Annotated in this window: 9 protein-coding genes; all 9 read right to left on the bottom strand. The window is 46.1% G+C overall.

Translation table 11 applies throughout. The features are described 5' to 3' along the window. Positions 1 to 68: 68 nt before the first annotated feature. The gene (locus tag C7460_RS22365; protein ID WP_115870377.1) at positions 69 to 4,199 is read right to left on the bottom strand and encodes a hybrid sensor histidine kinase/response regulator transcription factor; all 4,131 of its coding nucleotides are present in this window, start codon (positions 4,197 to 4,199) and stop codon (positions 69 to 71) included. Positions 4,200 to 4,345: 146 nt separating this feature from the next. Continuing rightward, positions 4,346 to 6,826: a glycoside hydrolase family 9 protein gene (locus C7460_RS22360; RefSeq protein ID WP_115870376.1), complete on the bottom strand. Its 2,481-nt coding sequence runs from the start codon at positions 6,824 to 6,826 to the stop codon at positions 4,346 to 4,348. Between the two features lie 15 nt (positions 6,827 to 6,841). Continuing rightward, positions 6,842 to 7,897: a GntR family transcriptional regulator gene (locus C7460_RS22355; RefSeq protein ID WP_115870375.1), complete on the bottom strand. Its 1,056-nt coding sequence runs from the start codon at positions 7,895 to 7,897 to the stop codon at positions 6,842 to 6,844. 26 nt (positions 7,898 to 7,923) lie between these two features. Beyond that, positions 7,924 to 8,058 (bottom strand): hypothetical protein, encoded by a 135-nt coding sequence (locus C7460_RS24435; RefSeq protein ID WP_262511864.1) that lies wholly within the window; start codon positions 8,056 to 8,058, stop codon positions 7,924 to 7,926. Between the two features lie 231 nt (positions 8,059 to 8,289). Then, positions 8,290 to 8,868 carry a uracil-DNA glycosylase family protein gene (locus tag C7460_RS22350; RefSeq protein WP_115870374.1) on the bottom strand — a complete coding sequence of 193 codons (579 nt, stop codon included), beginning with the start codon at positions 8,866 to 8,868 and terminating at the stop codon, positions 8,290 to 8,292. A 345-nt stretch (positions 8,869 to 9,213) separates the two neighbouring features. Continuing rightward, positions 9,214 to 9,387, bottom strand: coding sequence for a PID-CTERM protein-sorting domain-containing protein (locus tag C7460_RS23925; protein WP_170148145.1), 174 nt, complete (start codon positions 9,385 to 9,387; stop codon positions 9,214 to 9,216). Positions 9,388 to 9,409: 22 nt separating this feature from the next. Continuing rightward, the gene (locus tag C7460_RS22340; RefSeq protein WP_115870372.1) at positions 9,410 to 11,806 is read right to left on the bottom strand and encodes a T9SS type A sorting domain-containing protein; all 2,397 of its coding nucleotides are present in this window, start codon (positions 11,804 to 11,806) and stop codon (positions 9,410 to 9,412) included. 551 nt (positions 11,807 to 12,357) lie between these two features. Beyond that, entirely contained in the window at positions 12,358 to 14,868 is a 2,511-nt protein-coding gene (locus C7460_RS22335) for a S8 family peptidase (protein WP_115870371.1), read from the bottom strand. Positions 14,869 to 14,874: 6 nt separating this feature from the next. Continuing rightward, entirely contained in the window at positions 14,875 to 15,852 is a 978-nt protein-coding gene (locus C7460_RS22330) for an ATP-binding protein (RefSeq protein WP_115870370.1), read from the bottom strand. Positions 15,853 to 16,566: the final 714 nt, after the last annotated feature.

Below are 16,566 nucleotides of genomic sequence, written 5' to 3'. Positions count from 1 at the left end.
GACAAAAAAGGCCTGCTATCCCAGCCTAACCTGACTGGCAGATTAAGTAGTTGTTTGTAAAAAAGGTGCTACGAGTGGCTATCCTGGTATTCGCGCGGAGATTTTCCAAATTGGAGTTTGAAACATTTCGAAAAATAATTAGGGTCACTAAATCCTACCTGATAGGCAATCTCGGCGATGGTTTTGTCACCGTGTGCCAGCAGTTCTACAGCCATTTTTAGCCGAATGGTGCGGATAAACAAGTTGATCGACTGACCGGTGATTTCTCCAATCTTTCTGTACAATTTGGTCTTGCTGATGCCCATCTCTTTTACAAACTCGCGGTACCCCAGGTTGGGGTCGGTGAGGTTTTGCTGTACGATCTGGATGACCTGTTCCAAAAATTCATCATCAGAACTGCTGACAGTGGTACCTGGAGGCTTTAAGCTCAAGCTACTGCCAAATTTATCTTGCAGCTGCTTGCGGCTGTGTATCAGGTTTTTGATGCGTGATACCAAAACCTCCATATCGAAGGGCTTGGCGATATAAGCATCCGCACCCGAGTCATAACCTTCTACCCGACTGTCTCCACTGGATTTTGCAGTCAGCAGGATCACCGGAATATGGCTGCACTCTTCGTCGTTTTTGATCTGCTGACACAGTTCCATTCCGTCCATCACGGGCATCATAATGTCGGTTACTACAATGTCTATTTGGTTTTCTTTGAGAGCTTGCAGGGCGTCGCGTCCATTTTCGTGTGCAATGATGCGGTAGTTTCCACGCAGGCATGCTACCAGGTAGTTTCGAAAATCACTGTTGTCTTCCACCAGCAAGATGGTCTGATCAGGTGTCAATTGCCCCGCTTCGGCTTCTAGCGCCGTAGCCAGATCAGGTGTGGTCAGGTAGGCGGGCAACCCATCTGTCGGAATGCCCGGCTGCTCCTCGGATATTCGCGTTGCATCCAGGTCTTCCTTACGGATGGCGAGGGTAAAGGTGAACACAGACCCTTGCCCCTCTTCACTCTGTAGCTCGATGGTGCCACCGTGAAGCTGAACGAGTTCTTTGACCAGCGTCAGTCCAATGCCCGTTCCCTCCGATCGGTAGCCCGCTTTTTGATAGCTAAAAAAACGATTGAAGACATTGGGGATTTGGTCTGCCGGAATGCCTGTACCTGTATCTTCTACTGCTACCTGCAGCTGATGCCGGGCATCGAGATAGTCCAGGCGAAGGGTGATCGTGCCGGAGGTAGTGTATTTGAAGGCATTGGAAAGCAGGTTGTAGATCACTTTTTCGAGGATGTCCTCGTCTACCCATGCATCGAGTTTTTCCAGCCTGGTTTCGAAGGTATAATCGATGTGTTTTTGTGACGCAAAAAAGTCAAAGGCTTCGTAGAGTTGCCGGACCTTTTCTACGACTTCCAGCTGTTTGAGCACAATTCGCCGCTCGTTGACTTCTATTTTGCGCAGATCTAGCAGGTCGTTGATGAGTCGGGTGAGCCTAAGGGCATTTCTATGGATAAACCGGTACTGCCGTTCGGTTTCTACCTCCAGTTTTGGAGTTTTCAGCAGCCTTTCGATCGGTCCCAGGATCAGTGAGAGCGGAGTTTTTAACTCATGAGACACATTCATGTAAAACCTGATTTTCGCCTGATCGCTTTCGTGCACCTTTTCGTTCATTTGCTGCAGCTGTGCATATTGGCTTTCGATTTCACTCGTTTTTTCACGAACGAGGCGTTCCAAAGCACTTTTCTGAAACAGGATATTTCGGGTACGAATCCAAAAGAGAAAATATATCGCCCCGAGGATGAGCACCAGGACCACCAGACGGAAGGCTAGCGTATTCCACCAGGGAGGATGTACTACAATTTGTAGAGAAGATACTTTTTCATTCCAGATACCATCATTATTAGACGCTTTTACCTGAAAGGTGTAATCTCCGGCCGGCAAGTTGGTGTAGGTCGCCTCGCGGCGGCCTCCTACGTAGTACCATTCTTCATCAAAACCCACCATCTTGTAGGCATATTGATTCTTTTCCGGATGTACATAGTTGAAGGCATTGTAACCGATGGTAATCATGGTCTGGTCGTGCTCCAACTCCAGCCGCTTAATCAGCCCATTGTCTTTTTCCATTTTGAGCTGTTCGGCTTGCTCCTCGCTGTTGAATAGCTTGATTTGATCGATCGCGACTTTGGGCACGAAGGTATTGGACCGGATCTCTTTAGGATCAAAGTAAGTGATCCCCCCAACTCCACCCACATAGATCACACCTTTTTCACTTTTGTGAATGGCATTGTAGCTGTAGCTATCCGAAAGCAAGCCGTCGCTGGTATCATACACCTGAATCAAACCTGGCGCCGGCTTCCCTCCTATCCATGCTTCCTTATCGAACCGCACTAAACCGCCACCCTGAGTGGCCAGCCAGAGATAGCCCTCATCATCTTCTATGATGGATGAAATGTGATCATTGGGCAGGCCATCTTCCAGCTGTAGGGTGCGAAACCCTCTGTGTGAGTCCACAAATAAATTAAGTCCCCGATTGGTGCCGATCCATTTGCGCTGTTTTGAGTCGATAAAGACACTCTGAACGATGCGATTGGTAATGGAGGTGGAGTCATTGTAGTCGTAACTGTATGATCTGGAAGCTCGCCCATAGTCGGAGATGACCGTAAGCCCGGAAAAGGACCCCATCCAAACATTATCCTCCTCATCTACGGCCAGGTGGTTGGTCCAATCGTCATTGATGATCAGCTCGTCTTCCCGAAAGGTCTTAAACTCACCGCGCTCAGGGTCAAATCGCGCCAAGCCGGAGCCATGCACCGCCAGCCACAGAAATCCCCGTTTGTCTTCAGCAATAGCGCGCACATCATCACCCGGAATAGACAAAGGGTTTGACGGGTCGTGTCTGTAGGTGGTAACTACGGTGGTTTTCGGATCATACTGCTGTAGCCCTCCGGCATAGGTACCGATCCAAACACGCTCTTTCGAGTCAATGAATACCTGCCATACATCTCCGGGGCCTACCACTACTGAGGTCCCATCATCTGGCCGGAGCCTCCGCTCGATGGCACCTGTTTCCAGATTGATGACATCTACGCCATAGGTGTATCCTACCCATAGTTTTCCTGCTGCATCCTGAGCAATAGCCGTGGCAATATTGCCATCGCTCGGTGCCTCGTCTCGTTCAGTTTCTATGTGGTAAAAGTGTTTTTCCTGGGTGATCGTAATCACACCTTCCACATCCGTGCCCAACCAAAGATTGCCCTGGATGTCCTCAGCTACGCTCTGAATGTTGGTATTTCGGATGGCATCAGCCGCATATTTCCCAAAGCGCCTGAATGCATCCTCCTCAGGATAGTATTTGTATAAACCCGCTGTGGAAGTAAACCACAGATTGCCCTTCGAATCCTGGTGACCCGAAAGGATCTGATTTTCAATATCTGTATCAAACGCATACGACTTGTACGTCTGTGTGGGTTTATGAAAGCGATGGATGCCCGTCTCGTATACGGCCAGGTAGATATAGTCACCATCAAGCAGTATGTCGTGGATATTGTTGTTAAACGCCTCCTCAGCTTGCTTGATAGGGAAAAACTCAAACGTATTGGCGGTGAGGTCATAGCGCAGCAGCCCATTGGTATACCCAAACCAAACAATTTCCGGATTTTCCCGATCAAACCGAAAGGAGTTTACATCTGTGTTTTTCGGGTTTTTAGTGGGTCTGAGCACGAAGCGATCCGCTGCCCGATCATAGTGGTGGAGGTGCCCCCGGGATGTTATCATCCACAGCTCGCCATTGTGATCTTCATCTGCATACATGGCCTTGTTGAGCGGTGGGTTGTCCAGAGCGGCACTGTCTGGCAGGTAGTGTCTAAAGCCATCGATCTGCGGATCGTATCGGCTAAATCCCTCCCAGGTTAGTATCCAGTGCACTCCATGGCTATCCACATACTGATGCCCGATGAGATTGTCTGAAAGGCTGTGGGGGTTGTTTTCGTTTTTCAGGTAGGTCTTGATCTCGTAACCATCGAAGCGGTTGAGGCCATACTCTGTCCCAAACCAGAGGTAGCCCACAGAATCCTGCACAATGCTCAGCACCGCAGAGTTGGTAAGGCCTGCGTCGTTTCCCACATAGGAATACCCAAGGTTTACCGACTGACTGTGCGCGATCTGGCAGCATACCACACCGCAAAATGCCAAGCGCCTAAGTAAACGTCCAACCATAATCGGGATCAAAAAAATCAATTACACTTTCACAACTATACTGTTCACCTACAAGATATACAATTCCCTAAATTCGGCGAGCAGGTAGACCTATACCTCTCAGGTAATCAGCAGCTAATTGCCTGAGAGGTATCGATTGCTTAAAGTCAGTCTGTGGTCAGCAGCTGATCCGCTGCGAGGATGGAGAAGATAAAAGGCGTAGCTCCAAAGACGATGTATTCACTCTGCTGCCAAAGAAATGGATGGTTGTCTTTGAGCTCAAAAAAATCAGGATTGACGATCTCTACCCCGGAAAACACTCCACCGGGGATGTAGGCAAAATCTGCACGGTTGACACCATAGGCCGGGATCGGCTCATGCGTACCTACACCGGATACATGCGAGATGTTAGAAATCGGATGCCTGCCCAGGGTGTAGTGGATGGCATTGTACAGGTAATCTGCCGGAAAGAGCTCGGGATAAGCTTTAGAAAGGTAGTATTTGGTATAGATGTCCCACAAGATCTCCCAGTTGTAACCCCACACCTGATTGGGCATGATCACTCCAAATGGTGTCTCACTGTAGCGTGCTGCCATGCGCTTACTGGACTTGTTCAGTTCTGCTTTGTAGGCTTTTTGAAAGCCTGCATGCTTGATAGCCTTTTCTACCCGCGAAAGTGCCCAAACCACTTCATCAAAGTTTTGGATCACCTCCTCTTTCGATGCAACCAAAAAATCGAGGTACTTCGAGTCTTTTGTAGTCAGATAGAGCTCAGTGGCAGCGATGATTTTTTGCACCCAGAGCTTACGCGGAGTGCCCACATTGTCATAAATCACAGGCGCTGCCTGCTGCTCACGCTGCCAGATCTCACGGGCTACCTGCTTTGCCCGGGCGGCATAGTGGCTATGGCTTTGCGGTAGCACACGAGCGCTAGCCGCCAGCAGTGAAGCCATGAGGTACTCGCGCCGGCTGTCCTTGCTGGTAAATATAAGGCGATCATCATTGATAGCCTGGGGATTGCCGGCGGACTCTGCCGCGGGCTGGAATATCTGGTTGTCCGTCATTTGGCCCCAGCCGCCTGCCTGCAGGTAGGTCTCCCAATGCTGGCTGATGACGCCCACAAAGCTGTGATCGGCTACCTGATAGTTGGCTAATATCCATTTGAGGCCATGTACGAGCTGCTGCACGGCATCTGGCACGCCATCAGGCCGCTGGAGGCGCACTTCGTTGGTCACCGTATCGATCGTGGTTTGATCGTAGCGCATGCCAAATTCTTCGATCATCAATGCCAGATCGTACGTGGTGCGGCCAGTAGATCCAGCATTGATATCGTCATCAGCGGCATCATGCCAGCCACCGGTCGCCAGCCCCGGGATGTGCTCATGGGAACTATACACTGTAGGGCCACTGGCCTGACGAAAGCCGTCGAAAAACTGCGTGCCAGAAGGCGCCTGAATGGCGTCATCCATGTGGCATTGGCCGTGCCAAAATTTGGTCCGGTCTTTCACCTCCATGTGGCACATTTGTACCGGCAGGAACGTATTTAGCGAGAGCTGCCACACCCCCTGCTCATAGATCGATTCCTTGATCGGAAACACATCAGAGGCATAGTCACCCAGCCGTACCTGGTAGAGTCCTGGTGCCGTGATGTGGGTAAAATCAAACTCGGAGTAGTGGTAGCGCATGAACGCACCCCAGGATTTTGGTACCTGCTCCATGACCAGTTCTTCCTTGCCATCGATTCCTATTTTCCATAGCTGGGCCTTTTGCTCGGGCACGCCCTGATCAGCGAGTGTTTCTATGGTGAGGACTTTAGCCTGTTCGGGGTGATAGCCCACCTGCGAGTGTGCCAGTACTGGCGGGCGCACCCACTCCTCCCAGCGATTGGGCTGTATGACGAGTTCTACCCATGGGCCGGTGCCATTGGGCACCACCTCCGCGGCTATGGTAAACCAGTGGTTGTGCTCAGTGGAGCGGCTGTCCAGAAGCTGAATCTGTCCGGAGCGGGCGCTGATCGCAATCGTCCGCTCGGGATCTTCAGGAGCCAGGGTAATCTGACTGCCTGTCGCCAGAGACGTGCTATTGCTGGCCGTGATGACACTGTGAAAATCGTATGGAAGATGGCCGAGATCGCCCCGATCGCTCAGGTAGGATTTACCTTTGAAACTGCCCGGGAAAAAGTCCATGACAAAGGTCACCGTATCCAAGAGGGACAGGTCTTCGACACCTTCGAAATGGACGTTGATACCGAATGCACCGTCTTCCTGCGGCAGTACGTGGATAGCATACTGAAAGTCGATATTGGAAAACGCAAAATCCAGTCGGATGCTCGAAGACTCAGGGTGGACGGTCCGCGGAGGGATCGCTACATCCGGGATGGGTTTGGGCACTGGCGCCCCGTCTAGCTGCTGGCGGTGACGAAAGTACAGCATGCCATTGGTTGCTATGCGTTGGTCATGGTGTATCACCTCTATCCCCCCCAGCTTGCCTACGGGGTAGTGATTGTGATAGGCCAGTACAGAAACTTCTTTGGAGTGCAGATATTCGTCTCCGGTGATTTTCCAGGGACCTTTGGCCGTCTGAGCTTCGGCCAATAACAAGCTTCCCATGCTGAAGAAAAGCATGGCGGATCGTAAAAACAGGTTCATCAGGCTATCGGTGATTTAGAGTGAATTTCGTAAAATGATTTTGTATCCATAGTCCAGCACGCTTTCGTGTCTGTCCATGAGCATTTGGCTCAGGTTTTTGGCCAGCTGGTCTACTTCCGGCGTGAGTACGGTGATGCCCCCACACAGCACTTCTTTCAGGCAGGTATCATTGAAGCTGATCACGCCTATGTCTTTGCCCAGCTGATAGTTGTGCTGCTCGGCGAGCTGGATGACATTGCGCAGGTCTTCCTCCTCCCACACCAGGTAAAAGCCGCCTTTTTGAAGCGATTCGAGGGGCGCCTCCTGCACTTCAAACGACCACTTATAGTCGCTGCAAAAATCCACAAATCCCTCTACAAAGCCGATCAGAGCGGCTTTATCGGGCATCACAAAGTGTGCCTTTTCATACTTGCTCAATACCTCCTGAATTTGCGCGAGCGAATCGTAGAGGTCATCTTTTCCATGCTGGAGAATCATGCGGCGTTTTGCTTTGTACTCTTCGGATGCCTTTACCAGGAGCATTTTTTCATTAGGGATGATGTCCAGCACCTTTTCCATCTGCTCCACCTCTACCTTCACGTCAGGCACCACTACAAAGTGGTCATAGTGCCCTTTGTTTTTCATCAGACACTTTTGCAAGAGGTCCAGCTGACCATTGTAAAAGTTGATGTCCACTTCCCAGTTGGTAGGGAGCTCTTTGATGAGGGTGTCGCTAAGCTTGCGGTGCTCTTCGTTCATCTGATTGAGTACCATGAGGATGCGCTTTGTACACAGCTTGCCCGTACTCGCTACGAAGTATCCCTTCCTTTTCACGGAAGTGATAATCCCCTTTTGGCGTAAGACCCGGTAGGCCTTCTCTACGGTATCTCTGGCCATGTAAAACTCGGCGCTGGTTTCATTGATGGAGGGAATTTGCTCGCCGATTTTAAAAATTCCGTTTTCGATATCCGACAAAATGATCTCCACAATCTGCATGTACTTCGGCGTAAGGGAGTGATCATCAATCTTCAGAAAGTTTACCTTATCAAAAGGCTTCTGTTGGTTTGTGAGATTAGCTGAGGTATTCATCATTTGTATAGGTTGAGTGGGTGTGACGATTAAAAACTTATAAAGACCTGAAACAGGAGCAGTCCAACGATCATGACGATCAGTATGGCCTCCAGTATCCGAAATCGGGTCTTGCTATGGGGCTTAGGGTCTAGCCCTTCCGGATGTTTAGGTGTGTGTTTCATTGACTCGATTCATATCTGGTGAAGTTGATTTCGAGATCAAAGAAATGGAGAGCAAATAGGTACAGCATGTAGCCGCTGACCGATTGTATAGCTTATATTCCCGAATGGGGCATTTGGGAATATAGTCTAGGTATTAGGGAATATAGGAGTGGTTTTGTGCCAAACAGGCAGGAAAAACAGGGAGCTGATGGTAGCTTATCTGTTTGGGAGGACTCTGAAAATCACCTGTTCTCAGGCAAGCAGTTGCTGGACTTCCCTGCGCAGTGTCGGTAGTAAGTCCGCCTCAAACCAGGCATTTCGCTTTAGCCAGATGTTGTTGCGCGGCGAAGGATGTGGCAGTGGCAGGTACCTGGGCAAGTAGGTTTGGAAGTCACGCACCGTCTCGGTAAGTGTAGGCCTGGCTGCCGCTCTGAGGTAGTAGTTTTGGGCGTAGCTGCCTACCAGTAATATCAATTGAAGGTCGTGCAGCTCACCAAGCAGTGGCTCGTGCCACTGCGGGGCACACTCTGGTCGTGGTGGCAGGTCTCCGCTTTTGCCTTTGCCGGGGTAGCAAAAGCCCATGGGCAGCAAGGCGAAATTTTGGGGATTGTAAAACGCGTCATCGGTCACTCCGAGCCAATGGCGCAGGCGCTGGCCACTTTTGTCATCCCACGGCACACCTGTACGATGCACCACGCTCCCCGGAGCTTGCCCGATGATGGCTACTTTGCTTTCGGCGTGGGCTGCCAGCACCGGACGTATGCCATGCGGGAGGTGGGCGCTGCAGGTGGTGCAGCGGCTGATGTCCGAAAGAAGTGTGTGGAGCGACATATTAAGAGGCCAAAATACCTGACTAAAGGTAGAAACTATGTGCTAAACGCAGAAAAATACGTTTTTGGCTTCCCGTAGACGTGCAGAAGCATGAAAAATACGTTTTTGTGCCTTCCGCAGCTTTGCAAAAGCATGAAAAATGCGTTTTTGGACCTTCCGCGAACTTGCAGAAGCATGAAAAATGCGTTTTTCACCATTCCGCAGCTTTGCGGAAGGTAGGAAAATACGTTTTTGGGGGTTTTGAAGGTGGGGAGAGGAAGTTCAGTGCAAACCACAAAAAAAGGCTGGCCTAAAAGTGAATACTTCTAAGCCAGCCCAAACTTTAACTAACCACGTGTTTAATGGCTACTTCCTATGATCTCGGAGTTTTTTCAAACCATAGAGCCCACCAGCGGCAAGCAGCACACTGAGCCCACCGTCTATCGGCGTGGCTGGAGGAGCTGACTGTGCAAATGCAGGGGTCACCATACAGATCAATACGGGAATAAATAATGCGATTTTAAATAGATACTTGTTCATGATGTTAGGTCTTTGCGGTTAGTTAATAAATGAATTTCTGAGTGAGTATTCCTTCACGTGTGTGGAGCCTCAGGATATAGATTTCTCCCGGATTCAAACGCACACGCTTCGACCATTTTCCATGAGATAATTGTTCGTCCTGAAGTGTAGTGATGGCTCTGCCAGCCATATCCAAAATGGAAATATCGGCCTGATCCAATTTGCTCCTGGTGTGGATGTTGAGCATGCCTTGATTGGTAAATACTTTAAATGCAGCCTGCTGGCGGCTGGCTAGTATAGCAGAAGATAGCGTAAGCTCTATTGTACCAATTCCAGCGTCCAGATTGAGCGAAACAGCTCCACCGGACAGGTTGTGAGTCACCCCTTTATAATTTGCATAGACCTGATATTCTGCCGGTATGCCTACCAGCTCTTTGATGGAGAGGTGGTAGGTACCTGCCTCTTCCACTTCGTATCCCAGGCTGAGGGTAGTCTCTCCGCTGAGTAGTGGGAGTCCTTGTATGGCAAACTTCTCCTTGCCGATGAGGGAGTAGAATGCAAAGGCGTCATTGCCTATTTTCTTGGTAGCGTCGTAGCGATGATCTACGCCATAGGTGGCGTCGGATCTAAAGCCAAAAAGCACTTCGTTGTAATGGGCTCCGGCCAGGGCCAGCTTGAGTTTGGGTTGCTCGGCGGTACGGTAGTAGTTGCCGTCTGCATTGGCTCCGGCGGTGGTAGTTTGCATGGTAGGGCTAAAAGTAACTGAAGCGTCTGAGGTAGCCTCTACCAGGAATCCCTGCATAGAACCGATATCCGTATTGGCGGCTGTGCTATTGGAGCCACTCACTCCGTCTCCGAGATCTACTGTACCTACTGTACCGATCTCATTGACAGTCACATAATCACCGCCGCGATCGGTAGCGTTTGCATTTTGACCTCCGTCATTCCATAGGTATACCGATGAAGTGATGCTGCTATTGGCCGCCAAAAAGTCCGCAATAGAGATGGAAGCCATATAGGGATTGGCCACTACATTGAACCCATCACCTGCTGTAGAAACCCCTAATGTCTGGTCTCCAGACACCAGCTCTCCAGTCAGGGAGATGGTGGGTGCCGCCGCATCATAGCCTACAAAATACCCAGTACCGGGTACCATATCACCAGCTGGCATAGACCAGGCAGCACCATCCCAGGTATAGAGATAGTCTGCAAACATATCATCGAGCATGGCCCCTACTACTGGAGCTCCTACAATGCTGTAGCCTCCAGACCCTGTCGTATTTCTATGAATAGTAGCCGTACCGCTGGCGGTACCCATGATGGCTAGCGATGCTCCCGAAGCTACGCTCAGGCTACCATTGCCAGTAACTTCCAGGTGATTTACCGCCATATCATCATTGACAGTGAGTGCACCGTCTATCATCACATTGTCCGAAGCTGTGGGGCCAGAAGTATTGTTCCAGTTGGCACCATCCCAGATCACTGTCTCCATGTCTATGTAGGTCAGCGAGATGTTGTCGATCCAGACGTAGTTTTCTCCGCTAGTGTTACTTCCCTCGATATAAATTAAGCCTGTAGAGTTCGTTGTCCGTCCTCCAATAGAAATAGTAGTGAAATCTGTAAGACTGTTTAAATAAACTGTTTTGGGAAAGTCGTCTATTCCAGTGATTGTAAGCGTAATCGGATAAGTAGCCTGATTATCCCAACCTGATGTTTTCACATCCATAGTCATTAAATAATCTTTATCCATCTCAACTGTAATTGCACGTTCAATCGACATGCCAAATCCACCATCTTTAAGCTCTAAAGCGCCAGATCCATTAACGCCCCCTGTTGTATTATGACTGGGAGTCGTAAATCCAGAGGAATTACCCCAATTGGATACATCCGAACTAGTTTCATATGAATCTTCAAAAGCTGCCTCTAAATGGAAGGCCAGATTAGAAATGAATGAAATATTATCAATTAATACCGACACATCCCCAGCTCCACTATCTCCAGAAAACTGTATATATCCCGTTGATTCTTTCGCAATACCAGCAATGGTAATAGTTACAAACTCTGACGAATCATTGATAGTAATCGACTCCATCAAAGTATCTAATCCAAACAAAGTAATTTCAAGTGGCTTTGTTTCATCTGCCCAGCCAGTAGTTTTGATATCAAACTTCAGTTGGTATTCCTGTCCAATTGTAGCTGAAACGGGGCGACGAATGAAAAAACTGAATCCTGCATCTGAAAATTCTAAAGCCCCGGTCCCCGCTACACCATCTGTGGCGTTTTGACTTACCGTAGTAAAGCCAGTTGCCCCGCCATGCTCATCCCACTCGGAGACGTCTGTGGCATCTTCAAAGGTTTCGCTGTATACCACCCAGTCCTGAGCCAGGCACACACCGGAGAGCAACAGTGTCATAAATGAGAGTAAAATTACCTTCTTCATAAATAGTTAGGTTAAGTAAAAAATTAAGGTTTTGAATGCTTCACACAAACCGCATAAGCGCAAAAAAATGCTTTAATCCGAAAATTATCGGAGCAAAAAATGATGTTAACTGCGCTTTTATGCCGTTCATCTTCCTAAAATAAGCATAATTATGCAGTTTTTCCTAAATAAGCAGCACAAATTAATTACTCGCTCATGCGGTATTCAGATGAAAAGCAGCGATTTAGGGATATTAAGAAAGCATTATGGGAGATTTGCCGTTTTATGCATGTTTACACAAAAGAAGAGCTGCACAAACCGGCGCAATATTTAGGAAGAGCTGGGGAGGGTATTGTTGGCCTATGAAGTAATTAATTAGTAAGAATTGTCAGGATGGCGAGAAGTGTGGGTTATTTAGGTGGTGGGGGGTATAGCGATTAACCAAAATGATTATGCGCCCAGTTACTAGGATGGTAGAAATTTCCTGATCTGAATGTCCTGTCAGGCTTAGTTCGCATAATCATTTTTGTGTTTGTTGTGTTTTCGTTTTTAAATCCATGAGTTAGATAATCTTACAGTTCTATTGGTATTAATGTCCTTACAGGAGTGTAAATATCCACATCAATTTCTGGCGCTTCTATAGTCACAACTAAACTGTACCTAACTGTGGAATCATACATTTCGAGTTTTTTCCTCATGCGATACCAACCTGAAACTGGATATACAGCTATCTGATTTCTTGTAGCTAAATCTGCTCCTGATCCAATCCAAAAATCACGGTGGATCGAACCTTTGTCTCTATGCCTTGATCCAATTATCCAACTTTCTCCATAAAATCCACTTTCACCTTCTTCCCTTGTGTTTTTGTTAATTCTCTTGTGAAATGTCTCAGCATCTTCATAAGGCTTTATCACATTGAAGCGCAAACCATGAGATATATAGCTAAATTTATTGCTATATTTTCGGCTTCCGGGATTAGGCTCTATAAAATAAGATAGAGTAATATTCAACTTCACATCCGTTTCACTAAGAACTCCTTGAAGGACTTCAATAGGCCATGGAAGTTCAAAATAGTGGATGTCATTAAATTTGATACTTCCATCCTTCCTAAATGGAGTTATTTCTTTTTCTGCAATTAATGTTAATGTGTTTTTTGCACTATATAACGCCTTTTTTAAACTAGGAACACCATAACCATAAGAACGCAATAAGTTTCTTTTTTCTTCTGCACTGAACGATTCAACATCCTGAATATTCCTGCCGCCTAACATAGTTGGTGTCCATTCTGAAGAATGGATCATTAGTCCTCGAATCGTCTCAGGCCATAAATCAGGATACTCGTTTTTTAGCTGAACAGCAAAATGGGACGCTAGAGCCGTTGCGGCACTTGTATCTCCAAATGTTTGAAGAGGTGTAAATCTGTAATTTTTATGAGTCGTTAAAAGCTGTAGTGAATCAGGTTTAACTATATCACCTCTTTGATTAGCTAAGTTTCCTCCTTCCATTACCAAATCTGGTTTCACAGCCCAATCATTTTCCCAGATTATTGATGTGGAATTTGCTGGCGACATCCCCCCTCGCTCTGATAGCAATTCCGAATCAGGAAATTCTTCGCAATCAACGAAATCCATTTCAGTATATGCTCCTACTGTAATTGCATTAAATGCTTGGGCTGGGTCATGAACTGACTCATCAATATTTTTATCTGGAAACTCATCCGGAGTTTCAATGAAAACATTTCCTCCAGAAACAAAAAATAATTGTTTCTCTAAATTTTCATCTACAATACCAAAGGTGATTTTGTCTAAAGAAGCGGACCAAGATGAAGGGCGACCATAATATGCTTGATCTTTATCCGTAACAGCCATACAATATATCCTTGGTCGAAAAGGGGCAGAAACTATAGGTGCATTCACTGCTTCCAAAGTTACAGCGCCATACAATTCAGGATCATGAGGATCACGATTATTAATCAGCTTTACAGATTCTAATCGATGGAAAATTTGAATATTACTAGTTGCAGACATGGCATGCGTAAGATCACCAAATAAGGACAGACCAGCCATACCAGTTCCATGTCCTCCTCTGGGCCATCCATCGTGTGTACCCCAATCTTCTGGTTTGTAACTGAATAAATTATTGTCAGGAATGAAATCGGATAAGAGAGGATGTTGGTTTTGCACACCTGAATCCAATATACAAATAGCAATACTATTCTCGTCTGTATTATTCTCAATTCTGGTTTCAAGCTCATTAATAGCATCTTCTGCTTCAGCTATGTTAAGATTCGTAAAGAAATCTGCTGTTTCTTTAGGCTTTCTTAATTCTGCTAGGTTGTCCAGTAAGAAAAGTGATTCAGAAAGTTGACGGGGAGATGCCCTTACCAATTTAACATAATGCTCAGGAAATATTAATTCTTGATCGGATATTTGAGCATTAACTAACGCCAGTTGGGATGATATTTTATCATATTCTGATGCTGGTTCAATTCCATTTTTCTTTCGAAACCATGCCTCCCACCAAACTACTTCATCTTCTTCAGGAAATGGGTTTTCATTAGGCTCAGTCCAAAATGCTTCCAAAGTTGCGAGCTGAATAGATTCAATATTACTAATTAGTTTGTTGTTTTTTGGCGTTTGAGTTTCCTCACCTTTATATCGAGTGTTTTCTGAAATGTACTCATTCACTTTGGCTAGAAAATGACTTATACCACCTTCGGTTAACATTACATTTACTCGGTATCTAAAATCTTCTCCTGTGAATTCTCTCTTAATGTTAAGAAGTTGAAACTTTGGTTCTGCAGCATCACTATTAAGACTGTCGAATGCGGGTTCAAAATTATAGTCAGAAATAAACTCCACATAAATTGCGTCATCACGAACTATACCATCAGGAAGATCGACATCTTTTAAAGCGTCAAACTGCTCTTTTATTCGGTTTATATGTTCACGAATTTTACTGCCATGAACTCTTCTGTCTTGAAGTTTGATAGGTGGGGAATTACCACGTTTCGGGCTTACATATTTGTCTCTTTGGGTGTAGCCTTCAATTTTAATATGTCGAAATTGGTCTTGGTCTGCCATTAATGATTATTGTTTTCGCTTTTCTATAGAAGTAAGCAGAGCCGATACTGGTATTTTACTTTTACCCATGATTATCATCTCCTTTATAGCTTCTTCGCAAGCTCTAACAATATCTGAGTAGCTTAATCCTACTGCTTCTTTAGCAATTTTATCAACAGAAGTTGATGTCGATAATGAAAAACCAGATAGGTTTTTTTTCAAAACTTTTTTGATCTCTCCAACATCAGGTAATGGATATCGAATTATATCATCAAATCTTCTAAACAATGCTTTATCTAACGATTCTGGAAGATTAGTAGCTGAAATTACAATACTATTGGACTGGTCTTTTTCAATATTAATCAGAAAGCTGTTTAATACTCTCTTTATTTCTCCTACATCCTGACCTTGATCTCGATGGGTACCTATTGAGTCAAATTCATCGAACAAATAAACCCCGCGATGATCTTCCATTGAATCAAATATCATCCTCAATTTAGCAATAGACTCTCCCATGAATTTTGAAATCAATCCATCTAAGCGAATGATAAATACTGCAAGTCCCAATTCACCAGCAAGAGCTTGTGCTGTCATGGTTTTTCCGCACCCTGGTAATCCAGTTAGAAGTAATTTTCGTCTTGGTGTTAGATTATGTTTTCTAAGGAGTTCAATTTTTCTTTGCTCTTGAACAACTCTAGTTAGAGACATTTTAACATGCTCATCTAAAACCATATCATTGAGTTTAATCTTTGGGTGAAAAACTTCAATGAGATCATTTAATTCTCTTTTTGGCCCTGATATGGAAATGGTTTTACCTCGGTCGACAATCGTTTCAGATCGACCCTTTTTGGCTTTTTCAATTAGGCTCTTAAGTTCCTGTGCAAATGTGGTATGTCCTTTTCTTGCTTCGGAAGCTGCAATTTGCATAGCAGTAGCAAAGAATCGAGATTCGTCTCCATCACCAAATGATTTTATTAAACTCTTTATTTGCTCCGCTGCTGCCATTCTGCGAATTTACTAAAGCATTTATTGAAATTCTATTATTTATCCGTTAGTGAAATGAAACTCAACATCTTTGATATAGTGCACTTATGCACTACATCCGTCTTATACCAACTAAACTACGAAATTTTAAAGCACCACCCAACCATTTAATGCAATATGTAATCCTACCACATCAGGAGGTATAGGCTATTCAAAAGCCCGGAGGACGGGCTCAGGATGAAAAGTCAATAGCAGCGGCAATTGCCTGTAAGATGAAAAAACGGGTATTGAGCAGCTTATGGATGTCTGCTGCGGAAACCTCTGAATCCGGGCAGGATCATACCAGATCAAGCAATATTTGTGTGGGCTTACTTAAGAAAGTTCAATTCCTGCTTTAGCTGAAAGGGTTTGCTGTTTGACGGGTTGCGAACGGCTTTCAAACAGATCGTGCTTTAGTATTTATCTCTCTACTTTTTCTTGCGGCCGGCCAGGCGATAAAAAGGCTACGCGCCCCGGCAGCAAAAATCAAGGGCTGAGTCCATTTCTTAACGCTTTTCCAAATGAAAATCAGCAAATAAATAAACTCGCATTTACGTTTACGAAAAGATTTTGACGTTGAGTAAGTGCTCAGACCTGCCTATGCCGGCCTTTAGGTTTACAATCTATTGATATTCTAAGACTACTACTATTATCCACATGAGGGGGTTCTAGGGGGAGACTCATAATTTGTGAATA

Origin of the sequence: Marinoscillum furvescens DSM 4134, assembly GCF_003386095.1 — a bacterium.
In the GTDB taxonomy this organism is placed as follows: domain Bacteria; phylum Bacteroidota; class Bacteroidia; order Cytophagales; family Cyclobacteriaceae; genus Marinoscillum; species Marinoscillum furvescens.
This window is presented reverse-complemented; position numbering and strand designations above follow the sequence as displayed.

What these genes read in the sequence shown, in the direction of transcription:
- C7460_RS22365 (WP_115870377.1), bottom strand. Translation starts at nt 4,199, where the DNA reads ATGGTTGGACGTTTACTTAGGCGCTTGGCATTTTGCGGTGTGGTATGC.
- C7460_RS22360 (WP_115870376.1), bottom strand. Translation starts at nt 6,826, where the DNA reads ATGAACCTGTTTTTACGATCCGCCATGCTTTTCTTCAGCATGGGAAGC.
- C7460_RS22355 (WP_115870375.1), bottom strand. Translation starts at nt 7,897, where the DNA reads ATGATGAATACCTCAGCTAATCTCACAAACCAACAGAAGCCTTTTGAT.
- C7460_RS24435 (WP_262511864.1), bottom strand. Translation starts at nt 8,058, where the DNA reads ATGAAACACACACCTAAACATCCGGAAGGGCTAGACCCTAAGCCCCAT.
- C7460_RS22350 (WP_115870374.1), bottom strand. Translation starts at nt 8,868, where the DNA reads ATGTCGCTCCACACACTTCTTTCGGACATCAGCCGCTGCACCACCTGC.
- C7460_RS23925 (WP_170148145.1), bottom strand. Translation starts at nt 9,387, where the DNA reads ATGAACAAGTATCTATTTAAAATCGCATTATTTATTCCCGTATTGATC.
- C7460_RS22340 (WP_115870372.1), bottom strand. Translation starts at nt 11,806, where the DNA reads ATGAAGAAGGTAATTTTACTCTCATTTATGACACTGTTGCTCTCCGGT.
- C7460_RS22335 (WP_115870371.1), bottom strand. Translation starts at nt 14,868, where the DNA reads ATGGCAGACCAAGACCAATTTCGACATATTAAAATTGAAGGCTACACC.
- C7460_RS22330 (WP_115870370.1), bottom strand. Translation starts at nt 15,852, where the DNA reads ATGGCAGCAGCGGAGCAAATAAAGAGTTTAATAAAATCATTTGGTGAT.